Annotated in this window: 17 protein-coding genes; 10 read left to right on the top strand and 7 right to left on the bottom strand. The window is 72.1% G+C overall.

Annotated features, from left to right (window positions below; genetic code table 11):
- Positions 1-9: 9 nt before the first annotated feature.
- Entirely contained in the window at positions 10-660 is a 651-nt protein-coding gene (locus tag WFI00_RS08330) for a hypothetical protein (RefSeq protein ID WP_336631717.1), read from the bottom strand.
- 138 nt (positions 661-798) lie between these two features.
- On the opposite strand from WFI00_RS08330, the gene WFI00_RS08325 reads away from it, so the two are divergent.
- The 4 genes from WFI00_RS08325 (at position 799) to WFI00_RS08310 (ending at position 4,948) form a co-directional block, all read left to right on the top strand.
- Positions 799-1,458, top strand: coding sequence for a response regulator transcription factor (locus WFI00_RS08325; RefSeq protein ID WP_336631718.1), 660 nt, complete (start codon positions 799-801; stop codon positions 1,456-1,458).
- Positions 1,455-2,978, top strand: a complete 1,524-nt coding sequence (locus WFI00_RS08320) for a sensor histidine kinase (RefSeq protein WP_336631719.1) — start codon at positions 1,455-1,457, stop codon at positions 2,976-2,978. The genes WFI00_RS08325 and WFI00_RS08320 overlap by 4 nt, the downstream gene beginning before the upstream one ends.
- Before the next feature lie 208 nt (positions 2,979-3,186).
- The gene (locus tag WFI00_RS08315) at positions 3,187-3,606 is read left to right on the top strand and encodes a hypothetical protein (RefSeq protein ID WP_336631720.1); all 420 of its coding nucleotides are present in this window, start codon (positions 3,187-3,189) and stop codon (positions 3,604-3,606) included.
- Between the two features lie 82 nt (positions 3,607-3,688).
- Positions 3,689-4,948 carry a glycosyltransferase gene (locus tag WFI00_RS08310; RefSeq protein WP_336638480.1) on the top strand — a complete coding sequence of 420 codons (1,260 nt, stop codon included), beginning with the start codon at positions 3,689-3,691 and terminating at the stop codon, positions 4,946-4,948.
- A 22-nt stretch (positions 4,949-4,970) separates the two neighbouring features.
- Here WFI00_RS08310 and WFI00_RS08305 read toward each other — a convergent pair whose 3' ends face one another.
- Positions 4,971-6,737: a cellulase family glycosylhydrolase gene (locus tag WFI00_RS08305; protein WP_336631722.1), complete on the bottom strand. Its 1,767-nt coding sequence runs from the start codon at positions 6,735-6,737 to the stop codon at positions 4,971-4,973.
- A 194-nt stretch (positions 6,738-6,931) separates the two neighbouring features.
- Between WFI00_RS08305 and WFI00_RS08300 the strand changes: the two genes are divergently transcribed.
- The gene (locus WFI00_RS08300) at positions 6,932-8,269 is read left to right on the top strand and encodes an HNH endonuclease signature motif containing protein (RefSeq protein ID WP_336631723.1); all 1,338 of its coding nucleotides are present in this window, start codon (positions 6,932-6,934) and stop codon (positions 8,267-8,269) included.
- A gap of 19 nt (positions 8,270-8,288) precedes the next feature.
- On the opposite strand, the gene WFI00_RS08295 is transcribed toward WFI00_RS08300, so the two are convergent.
- Entirely contained in the window at positions 8,289-10,055 is a 1,767-nt protein-coding gene (locus WFI00_RS08295; protein WP_336631724.1) for a proline--tRNA ligase, read from the bottom strand.
- A 184-nt stretch (positions 10,056-10,239) separates the two neighbouring features.
- On the opposite strand from WFI00_RS08295, the gene WFI00_RS08290 reads away from it, so the two are divergent.
- The 4 genes from WFI00_RS08290 to WFI00_RS08275 all read left to right on the top strand — a co-directional run bounded on the left by WFI00_RS08290 (position 10,240) and on the right by WFI00_RS08275 (position 15,116).
- Positions 10,240-11,835 (top strand): isocitrate lyase, encoded by a 1,596-nt coding sequence (locus WFI00_RS08290; RefSeq protein ID WP_336631725.1) that lies wholly within the window; start codon positions 10,240-10,242, stop codon positions 11,833-11,835.
- 78 nt (positions 11,836-11,913) lie between these two features.
- Positions 11,914-13,350 (top strand): RNB domain-containing ribonuclease, encoded by a 1,437-nt coding sequence (locus WFI00_RS08285; protein WP_336631726.1) that lies wholly within the window; start codon positions 11,914-11,916, stop codon positions 13,348-13,350.
- A gap of 54 nt (positions 13,351-13,404) precedes the next feature.
- Positions 13,405-14,091 (top strand): GntR family transcriptional regulator, encoded by a 687-nt coding sequence (locus WFI00_RS08280; RefSeq protein ID WP_336631727.1) that lies wholly within the window; start codon positions 13,405-13,407, stop codon positions 14,089-14,091.
- Positions 14,088-15,116, top strand: coding sequence for a 1-aminocyclopropane-1-carboxylate deaminase (locus WFI00_RS08275; protein WP_336631728.1), 1,029 nt, complete (start codon positions 14,088-14,090; stop codon positions 15,114-15,116). Before WFI00_RS08280 ends, WFI00_RS08275 begins: the two co-directional genes overlap by 4 nt.
- Before the next feature lie 27 nt (positions 15,117-15,143).
- Here the strand turns inward: WFI00_RS08275 and WFI00_RS08270 are convergent, their stop codons facing one another.
- Positions 15,144-15,635: an Lrp/AsnC family transcriptional regulator gene (locus WFI00_RS08270; protein WP_336631729.1), complete on the bottom strand. Its 492-nt coding sequence runs from the start codon at positions 15,633-15,635 to the stop codon at positions 15,144-15,146.
- A 113-nt stretch (positions 15,636-15,748) separates the two neighbouring features.
- Here WFI00_RS08270 and WFI00_RS08265 point away from each other — a divergent pair, with 113 nt between their 5' ends.
- Positions 15,749-16,948 carry a trans-sulfuration enzyme family protein gene (locus WFI00_RS08265; protein WP_336631730.1) on the top strand — a complete coding sequence of 400 codons (1,200 nt, stop codon included), beginning with the start codon at positions 15,749-15,751 and terminating at the stop codon, positions 16,946-16,948.
- Here WFI00_RS08265 and WFI00_RS08260 read toward each other — a convergent pair.
- The 3 genes from WFI00_RS08260 to WFI00_RS08250 form a co-directional block, all read right to left on the bottom strand.
- Positions 16,939-17,775 carry a hypothetical protein gene (locus tag WFI00_RS08260; RefSeq protein ID WP_336631731.1) on the bottom strand — a complete coding sequence of 279 codons (837 nt, stop codon included), beginning with the start codon at positions 17,773-17,775 and terminating at the stop codon, positions 16,939-16,941. The two genes, WFI00_RS08265 and WFI00_RS08260, sit on opposite strands and share 10 nt — an antisense overlap.
- A 352-nt stretch (positions 17,776-18,127) precedes the next feature.
- Complete coding sequence (gene ispG, locus WFI00_RS08255) at positions 18,128-19,258, bottom strand: flavodoxin-dependent (E)-4-hydroxy-3-methylbut-2-enyl-diphosphate synthase (RefSeq protein WP_336631784.1); 1,131 nt, start codon at positions 19,256-19,258, stop codon at positions 18,128-18,130.
- 87 nt (positions 19,259-19,345) lie between these two features.
- Positions 19,346-20,401, bottom strand: coding sequence for a hypothetical protein (locus WFI00_RS08250; protein ID WP_336631732.1), 1,056 nt, complete (start codon positions 20,399-20,401; stop codon positions 19,346-19,348).
- Positions 20,402-20,403 lie beyond the last annotated feature (2 nt).

Raw genomic sequence — 20,403 nt, 5'->3', positions numbered from 1 at the left:
GGGGTCAGCTTAGGGTCGGCGCCGTCGCGTCAGCCAGACGATTCCGAGGGGCGTCCACAGCAGGGCGAGCGCGAAGGGCGGCACGACGTCGTACGCGACCGCCCCGAGCACCGCGAGGACCAGACCGAGGACACCCAGCACCAGCCCGGCGATGCGGCGGCAGCCGCTGCGGTGCAGGGCGAACCCCGCGAGCGCGATGGCGACGGCCGCCAGGACGAAGGCGACGCGGCCCGTGACCTCGGCGGTGCGGAACAGTCCGTTCTCGCCGAGCGTCGCCTCGCCGAAGCCACCCGCCGCGATGCGCAGGACGGCGTCGACGACGCCGACCGCGACGGACACCGCCGCGACGACGACACAGGCGCGGGCGACCGCGTGCGCCGGCGGCGAACCGGCGGCGATGGTGCGCGCCACGAGGACGACACCGAGACCCCCCACCGCCGCCGCGAGGAGGACGAGCAGCGCGAGCGTCGTCCACGCGCCGCCGAGGGCGTCGACCTGCGCCCTCGTCGCGGTCGGGAAGGCGCCGATCCCGGATGCCGCGAAGGCACCCGCCGATGCGGCGACGACGAGCACGTAGCCCCCGAGCGAGAGCGAGAGCAGCCAGCCGCCGAGACGGGCGCCTCGGGCGGGATCCTCCGTGCGGATCGGGTGCGCGGTCATGGTCGGTGTCCTTTCGATGCGGAGCCGGATGGCCTCCACCCTGGCGTTCCCGGATTCCCGGGGGCCAGGGACATCGCATCCGGCACCTGGGGGCCCGCCCCCATGACGCGCGGGTCCCCGCGGCGTCACAATGGGCGCATGCCGCCGGATCCGATTCGCGTGCTCGTCGCCGACGACCATCCGATCGTGCGCGGCGGACTGGTCGCGATGCTGACCACGCTGCCCGGCATCGAGGTCGTCGGCGAGGCGTCCGACGGCGCCGAAGCGGTGCGGGAGGCCGCGATCACCCGCCCCGACGTGGTGGTCATGGATCTCCGGATGCCGCGCGTCGACGGGGTCGAGGCGACGCGCAGGCTGCACGCCGATCACCCCGGGATCGCGGTCCTCGTGCTGACGATGTTCGACGAGGACGACCACGTCGCCGCAGCCCTCGCAGCGGGAGCGCGCGGATACGTGCTCAAGGGTGCCGCGCCCGAGGAGATCGAGCGGGCGCTGCGTGCCGTCGCCGGCGGCTCCGTCATCCTCGCGCCGGGCGTCGCCCCCTCGGTTCTCGGCCGCCTGCTTCCGCCGCGCCTCGCGGAGACGTTCCCGACGCTCACGCCGCGCGAGGGCGAGATCCTCGACCTCATCGCTCGCGGGGCGTCCAACGGCGCGATCGCCGACCGACTCGTGATCGCGGGGAAGACGGTCGGCAACCACGTGTCGTCGATCTTCCTGAAGCTCGGCGTCGCGACGCGAGCCGAGGCCATCGTGCGCGCACGCGAGGCGGGGCTGGGCCGGGGGCGGGATACGCCGTGAGGGTGCAGCGGATCGCCCTGGTCGTCGGGCTCCTCCTCGCCCTCGCCGCGGTGGGACCGGCGGCCGACGTGCGCGCCGCCGCGGACGGATCGCCGCCCGTCCTTCCCGTCATCGTGCTCGTCGTCACGGTCGCCCTCGCCCTCGTCGCCGTCGCGACGATCATTCCGGCCTGGCGGGGGTCGCGACGCGCCGCCGTGCTCGCGTCGTCCGTGCCGCTCGTGGGCAGCCTGACCGCGCTCCCCGCGTTCTTCGCCCCCGCGGACGTCCTTCCGCCGAGCGGCGTCGCCCTCGCCTCCGTCCAGGTCATCGTCGCCGGGGCGGTCTTCGTGGGCGTCCTCCTCCCGATCTCCACCGTCACGCTGCAGGCCGCGACCGCGGTCTTCGCGCTCGCGGTCTTCGGCTTGCTGACGGCGGTCTCCGACGCCGTCCTCCCCGCCGGCGCGCAACGCGCGGCGCAGACGGTCGCCGCCGTCGCCATCGCGATCGGCTACGCCCCCGGGCTGCGTCTGCTCCGGCGCACGGTGGGCCGGGCGCTCTTCGGCGGCCGGATCGATCCCTCCGGCACCGCGCGCACGGTCGGCGAACACCTGCGCACGACGGACACCGCCGACCAGACGCCCGCCGACGTCGTCGAGGAGGTCCGCGCGGCCCTGCGCCTGCCCCGGCTGTCCCTGCGCGACCGCGGTGGCCTCATCGCGGCCTCCGCGTCGCCGCGGGCGCAGGACGGCGTCACCGATGGCGCGGTCACGGAGAGCCTCATCGTCGACGCGGCGCACGACGCCGTGCTGGACGTCGCCCTCCGGCCCGGCGAGCTCCGGCTCTCTCGCGAGGACCGGGCGGCACTCGAGCTCCTGCTGCCGTCCCTGGCGCTGCTGCTGCGGACCAGACGGCTCGCGGCCGGTCTCGCGCGGGCGCGCGCGGCCACCGTGGAGGCTCGGGAGCGCGAGCGCTCCGGGCTGCACCGCGAGTTGCACGACGGGCTCGGCCCCGTGCTGACGGGGGCGCTGTACCGCGCCGACGCCGCACGCCGACAGCTCGTCGACGACCCCGACGCGGCCGCGGCGACGCTCGACGCCGCGCGCGAGGAACTGCGCGCCGCCGTGGACGGCGTGCGGCGGGTGGCGTACGGCCTGCGCCCCATCGAACTGGAGGAGCACGGTCTCTGGGGTGCGCTCGCCCGTCAGGCGGGCGCGCGCGGACGTCTGACCGTGGCGGTCGACCTCCCGGGCGATCCTCCCGAGCTCACCCCCGCCGTCGAGCTGGCCGCCTTCCGCGTCGCCGCCGAGGCGATCGCGAACGCCGCACGGCACTCGTCGGGGACGCTCGTCGAGGTGAGCGTGCGGGTGACGAGCGACGGCCTCGCCGTCCGCATCCACGACGACGGGAGCCCGCCGCCGCGGTGGAGCGAGGGCATCGGCCTCGCATCGCTCCGCGACCGCGTCACGGAGCTGCGCGGACGGGTCGACGCGGGTCCGCGCGCCGACGGGTGGCGCGTCGACGCGTGGCTCCCTCTGTCGTGACGACGTGGGTGTCGTGACGACGTCGTCGTGAGCGTCGAGGGTCGTCGCCGCGGCGAATCCCGGTCGGCCGTCGCTCCCGCGTCCCGGGTGCGACTCCCGGCATCCGCCCGGCCGTGCGGGGGCGGGCCCCCATGCCGAGCGGCGACGGCGACGGGATGCTCGGTGGAGCGCCCCGCGAACGGCGGGGCCACGACAGTCAGGAGCACCCATGTCCCTCGCATCCTCCACCGCCCTCGACGGCGCCGCCGGGCGAGCGCGCCACCCCGCGCGTCTGCGCGTCGGCCTCGTGCTGAGCGTCCTGCTCGCCGTGCTCTCCGCGATCCCCGCGGTCTCCGAGATCGGCCTCGACGGCAGCGCGTGGGATGTCCTGGTGATCGCCCTCGCCGTCGTGATGCCCGCCATCGCTCTCGCCACGATCGTCCTGACGCCGCTCACGTGGACCGGGCGGCGCCGGTACGCCGTGATCGTCGCCGTCGGCCAAGCGGTGCTGATCCTTCAGCTCGTGATCCCGGTTGTGCTCTTCGCGCGCGGCGAGGTCCCCGGTCCCGTCGTCGTCGTGGCCTCGGTGTCCGCCGGGCTCAGCGCGCTGGCGCTGTGGTGCGTGCTCTCCGGCGCCCGCGGTCGCTGACGCCGATGCCCTCCGGCGACGCCCGCGGGGCCCGTGCCAGCACCGATGCGCCGCGGCGCCGCGAAGGACATGATGAGGGGACATGAGCCGGTTCCTCCTCACCGCGATGCCCTTCTCGGGACACGTCGCCCCCGTCACCGCCGTGGCCGCGCGGCTGGTGGCGCGCGGCCACGACGTGCGGATGTACACCGGCGGCGCGTTCCGCGCCCGCGTCGAGCAGACCGGAGCGCGCTTCATCCCCTGGCGCACCGCCCCCGACTTCGACGAGCAGAACCTCCCCGCCACCTTTCCGCGGCTGGTCGGGAAGAAGGGTCTGAGCCAGGTTCTCGTCAACATGGAGGACCTCTTCATCGCGACGGCGCCCGCCCAGTTGGCGGACGTGCGGGCGGAGTGGGAGCGCGAGCCCTGGGACGCCCTCGCGAGCGACGAGGCCTCACTGGCGCCGAGCATCATCGCGGAGGCCCTCGGATGCCGGTGGGCCACGATCGCCGTGCTGCCGCTGCATCTGGTGTCGGCACAGGGGCCGCCCCCCGGCCTCGGGCTGAGCCCCGGCCGCTCGGTGTGGGGCCGGGGGCGGGACGCGGCGCTGCGCGCGCTCATCCCCGCGCTCTCGGGGCGGCTGAACGCGGCCTCGAGGCGGGCCCGCGACGCATCGGGCCTGGCGCCGGCGCGGGTGGGCTTCGACAGGCAGGTGTGGTCCGCGCAGCTGATCCTCGCCTCCGGCGTGCCGGCGCTCGACCACGATCTGCCCGATCGTCCGGCGCATCTGCACTGGGTCGGACGCCTCGCCGCTCCGCTCGACCCGCCGCGGCCGCCGTGGTGGGACGACCTGGCGGGGCGGCGCGTGATCGTCGTCACCCAGGGCACGCAGAACGTCGATCCGGACGATCTTCTCCGCCCCGCCCTCACGGCGCTCCGGGATGCCGACGTGCTCGTCGCGGCGTCGACCGGCGTCCCGGGCCAGGATCGTCTGCCGTTCCCCATCCCGGCGCACGTGCGCACCGCCGCGTTCCTTCCGTTCGACGAGCTCCTGCCGCGCTCCGAGGTCTTGGTGACGAACGGCGGCTGGGGCGGCGTCCTGACGGCGCTGTCGCACGGGGTGCCGCTCGTCGTGGCCGGCGGCGACCTCGACAAGCCCGAGGTCGCCGGACGCGTCGCGGCGGCGGGGGCCGGGATCGACCTGCGCACGGGGACGCCGACGGTGCGCGCCGTGAGCGAGGCCGTGCGCAGAGTGCGTGCCGACCCGTCCTTCCGACTGCGCGCGGAACGCATCGCCGTCGAGCTCGCCGATGCAGGCGGTGCGGAACGCGCGGCGACTCTGCTCGAGGCGTTCGCCCGGTGACGCGGGTCGCGTGCGGCGACGCCTACTTCGACGGCGCGGTCGTCGTGACAGACGGATCCACCGGGGCGGACGCCGCCGCGACCTGCAGTCCGACGCGGACGGTCTCACCCGCCGACAGGGTCTCCGCCCAGTCCGTGCCGCTGCAGGTGATCGTGTCCGCGTCGATGCCGCACGACATCCCCCAGGCGTTCACGACCCGCGCCGCCGACGGGCTCGGCCACGAGATCGTCCATTCCTCGGTGTCCGCCGACGAGGCCACCGCGAACTCGGCGACATAGCCGTCCTGCCACGAGCTCTGCAGCATCCAGGTCGCCGTCGGCGAGGACGTGGGCTTGGGCGACGACGTGGGCTTGGGCGACGACGTCGGCTTGGGCGACGACGTCGGCTTCGGCGAGGACGTGGGCTTCGGCGAACTCGTGGGCTTCGGAGAGCTCGTCGGCTTCGGCGACGACGTCGGCTTCGGCGAACTCGTCGGCTTCGGCGACGACGTCGGCTTCGGCGAACTCGTGGGCTTCGGCGAACTCGTCGGCTTCGGCGACGACGTCGGCTTCGGCGAACTCGTCGGCTTCGGCGACGACGTCGGCTTCGGCGAACTCGTCGGCTTCGGCGAACTCGTCGGCTTCGGCGACGTCCCGCGGAGCAGGGGCGCGAGCGCGGTGAGCTTCGCGGTCTGCACGGTCTTCCAGTCGTCGGCGACCAGACCACCGATGTCGCCGCTGTTGGGGTTGAACGACCAGTAGCCGAAGCTCATCCCCGTCGTGCGCAGGTACGAGACGAGCGACCGCAGCCATTGCGCATCGCTCGTCGTCTCGAGCTTCGTCCCGAACTCGCCCACGAAGACGGGTGCCGTCCCGGTGCGTACGAGATAGCCCCAGTTCGCGTCCCAGACGCCGGGCAGGTTGGCCGGGTAGTTCGCCGCGGAGAACCACTTCTGGCCGTACACCGAGGCCGGATACTCGTGGGGCGAGTACACGACGCGTCCGGGCTTCTTCAGCACGACGGGCTTCGCCCCGGCGTCCTTCAGCCCGCCTCCCCACCACGTCGTGCTGCCGTCGTTCTGGCGCTCGACGCCCTCGACGATGATCAGCAGACGCGGATTGGCGGTGAGGACCGCGTTTCCCGCTCGGGTCGCGGCCGCCTGCCAGTCGCGGGATGCGTCGCCGCATCCCCAGCAGGCCGAGCCGTGCGGTTCGTTGTGGAGGTCGGCACCGATGACCGTCGGATCGTTCCGGTAGCGCGCGGCGAGCATCTTCCAGTCGTCGATCCAGCGCTTCTCGCTGTACGCGGCGGTGTACCAGAGCTCCGACTGACCGGAGGACTCGATGCGGTGGCGGTCCAGGATGACGCGGAGCCCGTGTGCGCGTGCCTTCGCGATCACGGCGTCCATCAGACGCAGAGGACTCAATGACACCAGATCGGGATTGCGCGATGCATCGATGGACGACGTCGAGGATGCGCCCAGGCATTCGTTCGAGTAGGGCAGGCGCACGGTGTTGAACCCCATGCGCGCGATCTGGGCGAGACCCTCGTCGAGGGTGATCGACCAGAGCCCGTGCGGCGCGCAGTTGGGCGTCTCGAGGCCGAACCAGTTCGCGGCCTTGATCGTGAACGTGCTGCCGTCGGATGCGACGATGCGCGACCCGGACGTGGAGAGCCAGCCCGACGGTGACGCCGCCTGCGCCACGGCGGGCGCGCCGAACGCCGTGACGGCGACGATGACCGCGAGCAGCGCGGCGACGATCCTCCCGCGCCTGCCGCGCGCCGTCATGCCGGTGGGGACATCGCGCACGGGAGTTCTCCTTCGGGGACCGCGACGGGTGGGGGGTGGCCTGCAGCGACCTCGCATCATGCTAGGCCATCGAGGTTTCCTCCGGATTTCCGGGTCCGAGCGCCGATCTCCGACGAACTCGCCATGATCCTTTTGTTCTACACATTCCGGGATGCGGCCTTCTCGATGTCGTAGCTGTGTTCTATACTGGATGCATGGACGACGAGACCTCGACAGAGCCGTACCCGGGCTACTGGGACGATCTCGCCGCCTCGGCCGGCCCCTTCGCACCGCGCGATCCCGTCGACCACGTCACGGACATCGCCACCCTCATCGCGCTGCACACGGCCGAGCAGTACGAGTCGATCGCAGCCCTGCGGCGCGACGCGCTGCACGATGCCGGCTCGTACGCCACCGCGGAGATGGTCGACCGCTCCGTACGTCTGGAACTCGCCGCAGCCCTGCGCGTGACGGAGTATGCGGCCGGCGAGCTCCTCCGTCACGGTGTCGCGCTGGAAGGACGGTACCGGGGCGCGCTCGACGCTCTCCGTGGTGCGCGCATCACCGATCAGCACGCCCGCATCCTCGTCGACCTGCTCGACGCCGCAGCGCCGGCGGTCGCGGCACGGCTCGCCGACACCGCCGTCCAGCTGGCCGAGGAGCTTCCCGCGGGCTCCTTCCGCCGACGGCTCCGCCGCCTCATCGATGAGTTGAACACGCAGACGCTCCCCGAGAGGCACGAGCGAGCCCTCGCCGACCGCCGCGTGAGCGTCGAACCCGCATCCGACGGCATGGCGTATCTCACCGCCTATCTCCCCGCCGTCGAAGCTCACGCGGCCTTCGATCGGCTGACGCGCATGGGCGCGGCGATGGCGGGTCGACGCTCCGAGCGCTCGGCGGATGCCGGCGACGACACGGAGACACGCACTCTCGACCAGGTCCGAGCCGATGTGCTGTGCGATCTGCTGATCGACGGCGTATGCGACGGCCACGCGACGCCGGTGCGGGGCATCCGTCCGACCGTCGTGGTCACGGTGCCGGCCCTGTCGCTCCTCGCTGACGCGCACGCGACGACGCACCCGGCGCTCGTCGAGGGCGTGGGCCCCATCCCGATCGAGCGCGCCCGTGAGCTGTGCGCGGGAGCACCGTCATGGACGCGGGTGCTCACCCACCCCGAGACGGGCATCGCCCTCTCGCTGGGTCGCACCCGGTACGATCCCCCACCCGAGCTCCGGCGGCTCGTCCGCTGGCGAGCCGAGCGGTGCATGGCCCCCGGGTGTTCGATGCCGGCCGCGCGATGCGAGATCGATCACACGGTCGCCTGGAGCGACGGCGGCGATACGGCCCTCGGCAACCTCGCCCCGCTGTGCACGGGACACCACACCGTGAAGCACCACGGCGGGTGGACGGTGGTCCACGTGCCCGGCAGCGGCGGCGTCATGCAGTGGACCTCGCCCTACGGCCGACGCTACTTCGTCGAACCCGAACGGCGGATGCCGGTGTTCGTCGCGCAGCCCGAGGCTGACCCCGTCGAGGAGCCCGCGCCGTTCTGAGCCTCGCGCGTCCGTCGACTCAGCGACGGGGCAGCTGCGCGACCGCGGCTGCGGCGGACACGACGGAGCGCTCGCCCGACCGGCGGTCCCACACCTCGACCTCACCGGCGGCGGCACCTCGCCCGACGATGACGATCCACGGCACGCCGATCAGCTCGGCGTCGCCGAACTTCACACCCGGCGACACCTTCGGGCGGTCGTCGTAGAGGACGTCCAGCCCGGCGGCCTCCAGCTGCGCGGACACATCCGCGGCGAGCGCGAACGCCGCCTCGTCGCGGCCGGTCGCGACGACCTCCACATCGAAGGGCGCGACCGACTCGGGCCAGATGAGGCCCTTCTCGTCGTTGTTGAGTTCCGCGAGGATCGCGAGGATCCGGGTCACGCCGATGCCGTAGGAGCCCATCGTCACGGTGACGAGCTTGCCGTTCTCGTCGAGCACCTTGAGCCCGAGCGCCTCGGCGTACTTCCTCCCCAGCTGGAACACGTGGCCGATCTCCATCCCGCGCGCGAGGGTCACGGGGCCCGATCCGTCCGGCGCAGGGTCGCCTTCCCGGACGCTCGCGATCTCGACGAACCCGTCCGCGGCGAAGTCGCGCCCCGCGACGAGGGAGTGCACGTGCTTCTGATCGATGTTGGCTCCGGTGATCCACGAGCTCCCGTCGACGACGCGGGGGTCGAGCAGATACCGGATGCCCGTGGCCGCCTCTTCGCCGAGGATCGCACCTTCGGGCGACCACGGCCCGATGTACCCCTTCACGAGCAGCGGATGCTTCTCGAAGTCGTCCGGGGTCGCCGCCTCGACGGCGGCCGGGGCGAACGCCACCTCGGCCCGCTTGTCGTCGACGTCCCGGTCTCCGGGGATCCCGACGATCACGAGCTCGCGCGTCCCGTCGAGGTGGGTGAGGGCGAGGACGACGTTCTTCAGGGTGTCCGCCGCGCCGTACTCCCCCCCGGTGACGTCGAGCGTCGCGTTCACGTGGGCGACGAGGGTGTCGATCGTCGGGGTGTCGGGCGAATCGAAGATCACCGGCTCGGGCAACCCCTCGACGGAGATCACGGCGGGGATCACGGTCTCGAACGCTTCGACGTTGGCGGCGTACCCACCCGCGGAGCGCACGAAGGTGTCTTCACCGACGGGGGTCGGATGCAGGAACTCCTCCGACTTCGAACCGCCCATCGCGCCCGCATCCGCCTGCACGATCACGTACTCGAGCCCGAGCCGCTGGAAGATCCGCTCGTACGCATCGCGCTGCGCCTGGTACGACGCGTCGAGCCCGGCGTCGGTGTAGTCGAACGAGTAGGCGTCCTTCATCGTGAACTCGCGCCCACGGAGCAGACCGGCGCGCGGGCGCGCCTCGTCGCGGTACTTGTCCTGGATCTGGTACAGCGTGACGGGAAGGTCCTTGTACGACGAGTAGAGGTCCTTCACGAGCAGCGTGAAGGCCTCCTCGTGCGTGGGCGCGAGCAGGTAGTCGCCCTTCTTGCGGTCCTGGAGGCGGAACAGCAGATCGCCGTACTCCTCCCACCTGCCCGTCGCCTCATAGGCCTCCCGGGGCATCAGCGCGGGAAAGTGCACCTCCTGCGCTCCGGCGGCGCTCATCTCCTCTCGGATGATCGTCTCGATCCGCGCCCGCACGCGCAGGCCCAGCGGGAGCCACGCGAAGATGCCGGCCGCCTGCGGCCGGATGTACCCGGCGCGGATCAGCAGCTTGTGGCTCGCGACCTCGGCCTGGGCCGGGTCTTCGCGGAGCGTGCGGAGGAAGAAGGAGGAGAGACGGGTGACCACGGTCATCCAGTCTACGGATCCGCGGACGGTCGCCCCGTTGCCGGCGCGTGATTCCGCATTGCAGAATTTCTCGCGTTCTTCCCCTCGAATCTGGCACGAAGAGCCGTGTTTATTGGCCGATAGTGGGATCACCGCGAGGAGCTCCCCGGTCTTCGGGGCAGGCCACGAACGAAAAGGACCCATCATGACCGCGTACGAAGACGCCATCCACGCCATCCAGGCACTCAAGGACGAGCACGGCGCCAGCTGGAGCGCCATCGATCCGGAATACGTCGCCCGCATGCGACTGCAGAACCGATTCCGCACGGGGCTCGAGATCGCCCAGTACACGGCCGACATCATGCGCCGCGACATGGCCGAGTACGACGCCGACTCCTCGGTCTACACCCAGTCGCTCGGCGTCTGGCACGGGTTCATCGGCCAGCAGAAGCTGATCTCGATCAAGAAGCACCTGAAGTCGACGAACAAGCGCTACCTCTACCTGTCCGGGTGGATGGTCGCCGCGCTGCGCTCCGAGTTCGGCCCGCTCCCCGACCAGTCGATGCACGAGAAGACGGCCGTCCCCGCGCTCATCGAGGAGCTGTACACGTTCCTGCGCCAGGCCGACACGCGCGAGCTCGACCTCCTCTTCTCGAAGCTCGACGCCGCACGCGCCGCCGGCGACGACACGGCCGCCGAGTTCATCCAGACCCAGATCGACACGCACGAGACCCACGTGGTGCCGATCATCGCCGATATCGACGCCGGATTCGGCAACCCCGAGGCGACCTACCTCCTCGCCAAGAAGATGATCGAGGCGGGCGCGTGCGCCATCCAGATCGAGAACCAGGTGTCGGACGAGAAGCAGTGCGGCCACCAGGACGGCAAGGTCACCGTGCCGCACGAGGACTTCCTCGCGAAGATCAACGCGGTGCGCTACGCGTTCCTCGAGCTCGGCATCGACAACGGCGTCATCGTCGCCCGCACCGACTCGCTCGGCGCCGGCCTCACCCAGAAGCTCGCCGTCACCCACGAGCCGGGGGACCTCGGCGACCAGTACAACTCGTTCCTCGACGTCGAGGAGATCTCCGAGGCCGATCTCGGCAACGGCGACGTCGTCATCAAGCGGGGCGGCGCCCTTCTGCGCCCGCGGCGTCTGCCCAGCAACCTCTACCAGTTCCGCCCGGGAACCGGCGAGGCGCGGTGCGTCCTCGACTGCATCACGTCGCTGCAGAATGGCGCCGACCTGCTGTGGATCGAGACGGAGAAGCCCCACGTCGCCCAGATCGCGGGGATGGTGGATGAGATCCGCAAGGTCATCCCGAACGCGAAGCTCGTCTACAACAACAGCCCGTCGTTCAACTGGACGCTGAACTTCCGCCAGCAGGCCTACGACGCCCTGGTCGAACAGGGCGCCGACGTGTCGGCGTACAACCGCGACGACCTGATGAGCCCGGAGTACGACGACACCGAGCTCGGTCGTCTCGCCGACGAGCGGATCCGCTCGTTCCAGAGGGACGGATCCGCGCGCGCCGGCATCTTCCACCACCTCATCACCCTCCCGACGTACCACACCGCCGCGCTGTCCACGGACGACCTGGCCAAGGGGTACTTCGGCACCGAGGGGATGCTCGCCTACGTGAAGGGCGTGCAGCGCCGCGAGATCCGCGAGGGGATCGCGACGGTGAAGCATCAGAACATGGCGGGCAGCGACATCGGCGACAACCACAAGGAGTACTTCGCCGGAGACGCCGCACTGAAGGCGGGCGGCGCCCACAACACGATGAACCAGTTCGGCTGATCGGCCGGAGGCCGGGGCTTCGCATCGTCGAGGCCCCGGCCTCCGTGCGTACCCGGACGACCCGCCTACACTGACGGCGTGACCACGCGACGCGCCCGGATCATGTCCACGACGGCACGAGGCGAGCTCGCCGCCTCGCTCGCCTCGCTGCGCCGCTCCCTCGATCTGCCCTCCGCCTATCCCGCCGACGCGCAGCGCGAGGCGGAGCGCGCGGCCGCGACGGTGCCGACCGATCCCGCGTCCGCCCGGGTCGCGGACCTCCGCGCGATCCCCTTCCTCACGATCGATCCGGCCGGTTCCACCGACCTCGATCAGGCGCTCCACCTCGAACGCACCGCCCGGGGAGCCGTCCTCCACTACGCGATCGCGGACGTCCCGGCCTACGTGACCCCGGACGGCGCGCTCGACGCGGAGACGCGTCGTCGCGGGCAGACGATGTACGCCCCGGACGGGCGCATCCCGCTGCACCCCGAGGTGATCAGCGAGCACGCGGCCTCGCTTCTGGCCGGGGTCGACCGCCGCGCCTACGTCTGGCGGTTCGTCCTCGACGACGGCGCCCGCCCGATCGAGACGACGCTCACGCGGGCGATCGTCCGCTCGCGTCGTCAGTGGTCCTACGACGAGGCGCAGGCCGCCGTCGACCGCGGAGAGGCTCCGGACACCCTGCTCGCGCTGCCGTGGTTCGGCGCCCTGCGCGCCGAGCGCGAACGGGAACGGGGAGGCGCGAGCCTCAACATCCCCGAGGCGCGCGTCGTGCCCGACGGCGACGGCTACCGCCTCGAACTCGACGAGGGCGTGCCCCTGGAGGACGCGAACGCCCAGGTGTCGCTGATGACAGGGATGGCCGCGGCGCAGATCATGCTGCGCGGCGGCGTCGGGATCCTGCGGACGATGCCGCCGGCCTCGGCCGAGGACGTCGCGGAGTTCCGCACGCAGACGGTGGCGCTCGGGCTGCCCTGGCCGGAGGGCACGGGCTACGGCGACTACCTGCGCGGCCTCGACCGCTCCCCCGCGGCGCTAGCCGTCAAGGAGTACGCCGGCGGGCTGTTCCGGGGCGCCGGGTACGAGGCCTTCGACGGGTCCGTCCCGGCGCAGACCCAGCAGGCGGCGATCGGTGCGGCCTATGCCCACACCACCGCTCCCCTGCGGCGCCTCGTCGATCGGTGGTCGCTCGTCGTCTGCGATGCGCTCGCGAACGGCCGAGACGTGCCGGCATGGGCGCGGGAGTCCCTCGGCGATCTGCCCGCGATCATGGCCCGCACCTCGTCGCTCGCGTCGCGCCTCGACGCCGGTGCGCTCGATCGCGTGGAGGCGGCACTCCTGGTCGGCCATGAAGGCGAGGTGTTCGAGGGCATCGTCCTCCTGCGCCGGAAGGACGGGGCCCGCGTCCAGCTCTCAGACCCGCCCGTCGAAGCCGCGGTGCCGGGACTCGACGCGGCCCCCGGCACTGTCGTGCACCTCCGGCTCGTCGCGGCGTCGGTCGCCGACGGCACGGTGGCGTTCGCCGCCTCCTGACGCCGCACCGCCCGTCGGGGCCGCGGGGTCGATCCGTGCGATATATTGCATATCGTGCCGCTAGACGACGCCCCCCTCTCCCGCACGCTGCTGCGTGACGACGTGCACGCGCGCCTGCGCGACGCCATCGTCGCGGGAACGCTCGCCCCCGGCGAGCAGCTGCGCGACGCCGAGCTGGCCGAACGACTCGGCGTCAGCCGGACGCCCGTGCGCGAGGCGCTGCTCGAACTCGGACGCGCGGGGCTCGTCCAGACGACGCCCGGCCGCTCGACCGTCGTCGCTCCCCTCGACGACGCGGCCATCCGGGATGCGCAGGCCGTCGTGGGCGCGATGCACGCGGTCGCCGTCCGCGCGGCCACGCCACGGTTCACCGACGACGACCTGGACGAGATGCGCGAAGCGAACGAGGAGTTCGCGCGCGCCCAGCGCGCCGGCGACCTCGACGCCGCGATGGAGGCCGACGCGCGCTTCCACGCGGTCGCCGTCCGCGCGTGCGGCAACGCCGCCGTCGCCGGTGTGATCGCCCAGTACGAACCGGTCCTGCGCCGTGCCGAGCGCCTCCGCTTCTCCGGACACGAAGGAGCCGAATCGGCGACCCGGCACGACCGCATCCTCGAGCTGTGCGCGGCCGGCGACGCGGAGGCCGCGGCACGCCTCGCCGAGCTCACCTGGCAGACCCTGACCACCCCGACCAGCCTGACCACCCCGACAGCCACGACGATCGAAGAGAGCCGCCCATGAAGCTGCACGAGTTCCCCCGCCACCCGTTGACCTTCGGCCCGAGCCCGGTCCACCATCTGCGACGCCTCTCCGAACACCTGGGCGGGGCGCAGGTGTGGGCCAAGCGCGAGGACGTGTCCAGCGGGCTGGCCTTCGGCGGCAACAAGACGCGCAAGCTCGAGTACATCGTCCCGGACGTGCTCGCCTCCGGCGCCGACACCCTGGTGTCCATCGGCGGCTATCAGTCCAACCACACCCGGCAGGTCGCGGCCGTCGCGGCGCACCTGGGTCTGAAGGCGCGCCTCGTGCAGGAGAAGTGGGTGCCCTGGGACGACCCGACGAACGATCAGGTCGGGAACATCCTCCTCTCGCGGATGATGGGCGCCGACTCGCGGCTGGACGCCTCGGGGTTCGACATCGGCATCCGCGACTCCTGGAAGCAGGCGCTCGCGGAGGTCGAGGCCGCCGGCGGCACCCCGTACCCGATCCCCGCCGGCGCGAGCGAGCACCCTCTCGGCGGGCTCGGCTTCGCGAACTGGGCGTTCGAGGTGGCGGAGCAGGAGAAGCAGCTGGGTGTCTTCTTCGACACGATCGTGGTGTGCACGGTCACGGGATCGACGCACGCCGGCATGATCGCGGGTTTCGCGGCCCTCGAGGAGCTCACCGGCGTGCGTCGTCGCGTGATCGGCATCGACGCCTCCGCGACCATCGACAAGACGCGCGACCAGGTCGCCCGCATCGCGCGGCACACCGCGGAGCTCATCGAGCTGGGGCGCGACCTGCGCGACGACGAGATCCAGGTGCTCGAGGGGTGGGCCGGAGACCTCTACGGCATTCCGGTGGACTCCACGATGCAGGCGATCGCCCTCGGCGCGCAGCTCGAGGCGATGATCACCGACCCCGTCTACGAGGGCAAGTCGCTCGCGGGCCTCATCGACCTCGTGCAGACGCGGGACATCCCGACGGACTCGACGGTCCTCTATGCGCACCTCGGGGGCCAGCCCGCGATCAACGCGTACCACTCGCTGTGGGACCCGCAGGGCTGAGCGCGCTCCCGCTCCGCCGGCCCTTCGTCACCGCACCACGCGGGCGAGGGGCCCGGCGCCCTCGCGTCGCTCGAAGACCAGGTGGGTCTCGGTCGTGCGCACGGACTCGTGCACGGTGATGTGCTGCAGCACGATGTCGCGGAGCGCCGCGGCATCCTCGACCGCGACGTGCACGAGGAAGTCGTCCTCTCCGGCGACGTGGAAGACCTCGATGACGCCGGGCGTGGCCACCAGAGCGTCGAACAGGCGCCCCACGCCGTCCCGCGTATGGCGGCCGAGGCGCACGCGTATCACGGCCTGCAGAGGAAGACCGACTGATGCGGGGTCGACGACGACCCGGACGCCGCGGAGCACACCGCGCGAGCGCAGCGATCGGATGCGATAGGCGCACGTCGACTCGGCGATGCCGAGCTCGTCGGCGAGCGCCTTGTTGGATCGTCCCGGGGCGCGCACGAGGGCGGTGAGCACGCGGAGGTCGAGCTCGTCGAGCGCGGACGCCGCCCCTTGCGATTCCGTCAAAACCTGCCCTCTCTCGCCGATCGATCTGGTCGATTCCACAGAACCGACCGCCCTGCATCGCCGTCCTCACAGACTCCGGGGTGCGACGCTGAGTTTTCGCTCATACTCCGGACATGCCTCATCTTGACACGCTCGCCGTCCACGCGGGACGGGCCGACCTCGGCGATCTGGGCGTCCACGCCCCGCCGCTCGATCTGTCGTCGACGTACCCGCTGCCCGACGTGGAGCGCGGCGGAGATGCGTACGAGGCCCTCGCCTCCGGCGGCACGACGCCCGAGGGCGGCAGCCACGTCTACGCCCGCCTGTGGAACCCCACCGTGGCGCGCTTCGAAGACGCCCTCGCCGAGCTGGAGCACGCCGCCGCCGCGGTCGCCTTCTCCTCGGGCATGGCCGCGCTCACCGCCGCCGTCCTCTCCCACACGACCGCCGTCGGGCGCCCCCACGTGGTCGCCGTGCGCCCCCTGTACGGCGGAACGGACCATCTCCTCTCGACGGGGCTCCTCGGCACCGAGGTGACCTTCTGCACGGCCGACGAGGTCGGCGCGGCGGTGCGCGCGGACACCGGCCTGATCGTCCTGGAGACGCCCGCCAATCCGACCCTCGAGCTCGTCGACATCTCCGCGGTCGTCGCTCGGGCGGGCCGCGTGCCCGTCCTCGTCGACAACACGTTCGCGACGCCCGTGCTGCAGCGGCCGCTCGATCACGGCGCCGCGATGTCGCTGCACAGCGCCACCAAGTACCTCGGAGGTCACGGCGACGTCGTGGGCGGCGTCATCGCGTGCGGCGAGGAGTCCGCCGCCGCCCTCCGCCGCGTGCGGGCGATCACCGGCGGCATCCTCCACCCGCTGGGCGCATACCTCCTCCACCGGGGCCTGCCCACCCTCCCCCTGCGCGTGCGCGCGCAGCAGGAGTCCGCGCTCCGCCTCGCCGATCGCCTGCTCGTCCACGACGACGTCGCGGACGTGTTCTACCCGGGGCTGCACGGCGACCCGGCGGGCCTGCTGTCACGCCAGCAGCACGGGGGCGGCGCCATGGTGGCGATCCGGCTCCGCGGCGGCTACGAGGCTGCGGCTCGCGTGGCGTCGTCGACGCGCCTGTTCACCCACGCGGTCTCCCTGGGCGGGGTCGACTCGCTCATCCAGCATCCGGCCGCCCTGACGCACCGGCCGGTCGCCCCCGACGCCCGGCCGGACGCCGACATCCTCCGCCTGTCGGTCGGGCTCGAACACGTCGACGACCTCGTCGACGACCTGGATCAGGCTCTGCGCGCGGCGCATCCCATCCGGCGCGCCGCGCCGGCGCCTCAGTCCTGACGGAGGGCGGCGATCGCGCGCTCCACGATGTCGGGGGCGGTCACGCCCTCGCCCACCGCCCACACATCGATCAGGTTGGTGCCGTCCGTCGCCCTGACGGTGTCCCGGTCCCGGATGGCCCCCGGGCCGACGATCCGTCGCGCCTGCTCGGCGCCCGCGACGGAGACGGCCTCACCGACGGCGTCGTCCTCGGACGACCAGATCCACGCGCCACCGGGAGCCGTGGTCATCGTCACGAGACCGATCTTGCCGGAGACGGACTCGTCGGGCCCGAACTGGCAGAACTGCCGAACGCCGGCGTGTTCGTAGAGATCGTCCTCGGGCTGGCGCGAGCCTTCCGAGCGACCCGACCAGTATCCCTCGCCGAGCACCTCCGTCAGATGCATCCGCTCGCCGAGCTCGGCACACGCCACGATCGGCCAGCGTTCAGGAGTCCTGGCAGCAGGAACGGTCGTCCGCTCGGATGCCGCGTTGCCGGAAGCCGCGTCTACCAGCGCGGTCAGCGTCTCGACAGGGGCCTGCTCCGCCTCCCCCATCGGAGCTGCAGCGGCGAGGAACCAGAAGTCTCCGACGGACACACCCATACGGCAGACCCGTGTGTCGTAGTCCCAGTCGCAGACGGGTTCGGCGAGTGCCGCCACCGTGCCCGGGTCGGCTACGACAGACGGCAGTGCGAGGATCGTCCACCGTCGACCACCCCAGGGCGAGCCGTCATCCTCGGCCCAGGCACATTGGAGCCCCCCAACCGTCGCTTGCGCCCCTGGCTGCTTCGGCGGGAACACCGCATTGCCGAACTCCGCCTGCTGAGCGGCCACCACTTCCGCCATCGATGTGGTCGAAACCCCCAGCATCGACTCCCGTTGCACGGGAGTCACCATCCGGTCGCAGTCGCCTCCGAACGCGATCCTCCACTCCGCCTGGCTCGGACTCGGCGAGGGAGAGGCCGATGGTGTGACGACGGTCGCCGATGCCGTCGGCACCGTCTGCGCACCACCCGGGGCGCATCCCCCGAGAGCGAATGCGGCGATGACCGCGACAAAGGGGACCGTACGCCGAAGAGGAGACACAGAACCATCGTGCCACGCAGACGTTCCCCGGCTCCGCCCCGGATGCAACGATCGAGTCACGCGCATGCCGCAGGCGGCATACTCGCTCCTCGGAGACCGCGGATCGCGCTGCTCAGGCGGTGACGACCTGCGCCGTTCCGAGGGGGGCATCGGGGCCCATCTCGTCGGCGAGGCGGTTCGCCTCCTCGATGAGCGTCGCGACGATCTCCGCCTCGGGCACCGTCTTGATGACCTCGCCTTTCACGAAGATCTGGCCCTTGCCGTTGCCCGACGCGACGCCGAGGTCCGCGTCCCGGGCCTCGCCGGGACCGTTGACGACGCACCCCATCACCGCGACGCGCAACGGCACGGTCATGTCCTTGAGCCCCTCGGTCACCGAGTCGGCGAGCGTGTACACGTCGACCTGGGCGCGACCGCATGAGGGGCACGAGACGATCTCCAGCTTGCGCTCGCGGAGGTTCAGCGACTGCAGGATCTGGTGGCCGACCTTGACCTCCTCGGCCGGAGGGGCCGAGAGGGAGACGCGGATGGTGTCGCCGATGCCCTCGCCGAGGAGGATGCCGAACGCCGTCGCGCTCTTGATCGTGCCCTGGAACGCCGGGCCCGCCTCGGTCACGCCGAGGTGGAGGGGCCAATCGCCCCGCTCCGCGAGCATCCGGTACGCCTTGACCATCACGATCGGGTCGTTGTGCTTGACCGAGATCTTGAAGTCGTGGAAGTCGTGCTCCTCGAACAGCGACGCCTCCCACACGGCGCTCTCCACGAGCGCCTCGGGGGTCGCCTTCCCGTACTTCTCGAGCAGTCGCTTGTCGAGCGATCCGGCGTTCACACCGATCCGCAGCGAGACGCCGGCCTCCTTGGCGGCCTTCGCGATGGCGCCCACCTGGTCGTCGAACTTGCGGATGTTGCCGGGGTTGACCCGCACGGCACCGCAGCCGGCGTCGATCGCCTGGAAGACGTACTTCGGCTGGAAGTGTATGTCGGCGATGACGGGGATCTGGCTCTTCTTCGCGATGATGTGCAGCACGTCGGCATCGTCCTGGCTGGGGACGGCGACGCGCACGATCTCACAGCCCGAGGCGGTGAGTTCGGCGATCTGCTGGAGCGTCGCGTTGATGTTGGTCGTGGGCGTCGTGCACATCGACTGGACGCTGACGGGGGCATCGCCACCGACGAGCACCTTGCCGACCTTGATCTGACGACTCTTGCGGCGCGGGGCGAGGACATCCGGCACACGCGGCATCCCGAGGTTCACTGCTGGCACTCCCCCAGCCTACGCCGCGGGGCCGGGCACGGGCTGTGCGTCCGCCTCACCCGTGCACCCGCGTCGTCAGCGCGACGAGTCCATCGCGTCGAGGACGCGTTCGAGCAGCACGGTGGGGTCCCCGGTGGCACCCGACCCCACGTCGACGCTCGCGACGTTCACGCCGTCGACGGCGACCGCCCGCGTGCCGTCCACGACGGCGATCCGGCCGCCGGCGAGCTCCACTCGGTTCCCGAGGCTCAGAAGCCGGTCCTGATCCCACGACCCCCCGGGCGAGAGGGTGACCGAGGTGAGCCCGTACGTCGCCGACGGGGCGGAGGCCGCCGCGTCGGGGAACCACATGCACACCTGCGTGGTGCCGGCACGCGACGGGACACGGTACTCCCAGCGCGCCGTCGGGTCGCCCTCCCACCAGCCGGTGACGTAGTGCTCGCCCAGGAAGTCGGCCATCCCGAGGCGGTTCCCGAACTCCGTGCAATCCAGCCCCAGGCGCCACCACTCCGGCGCGGTCTGCAGGGCGACGGGCCTGACCGCGCCGCTCGCCGACGACGCGACGGCGGCGAGCGTCGATGTCACCAGATCGGTCAGGGGCTGGACATCCGACGGTCGCTCGAGGGCGTCGTACGAGGCCCTCGCGGTGATCCAGGTGCCGTCGGACCCCTCGCCGACCTCGCACGTCGCGAGGCCGAGCTCGTAGTCGCACCGTGCCGTCGACACCTCGTCGGCCAGATCGTCCGCCACGGCGGACGCCGGCAGGGCGTCCACGGAGAGCGTGAGCGCGCCCGACGGCGACGCGGACGCGCCGGACGCCGTGCGCCACACGCACTGCAAACCGCCGAGCGTCCCGAGGCCCACGTCCGCCTGCCGCGACGTGTCGACGAGCGCGGCGTCCGCTCCGATCAGCGACTCCAGACGGTCGGCCGGGAGCATGTCCGCGCAGGAGCCGTCGAAGGCGATCGTGTGCGCGGCGCTCGACGTCGGCGTCGGCGTCGGCGCGCTCGGGGCCGTCGCCTCCACCGCGGTCGGCGTCCCCGCGGTACAGCCGGCGGCGGCGAGCAGGACGAGAGCGCCGACCACGGCGGCGACGGAGCGGGAACCCGGGGTATGGCGACGGCGGCGCATAC

The sequence above is a fragment of the Microbacterium sp. MMO-56 genome (assembly GCF_037146215.1).
In the GTDB taxonomy this organism is placed as follows: domain Bacteria; phylum Actinomycetota; class Actinomycetes; order Actinomycetales; family Microbacteriaceae; genus Microbacterium.
Note: the sequence above shows the minus strand (reverse complement) of the source record. Positions and strands in the feature narration are given on the sequence as shown.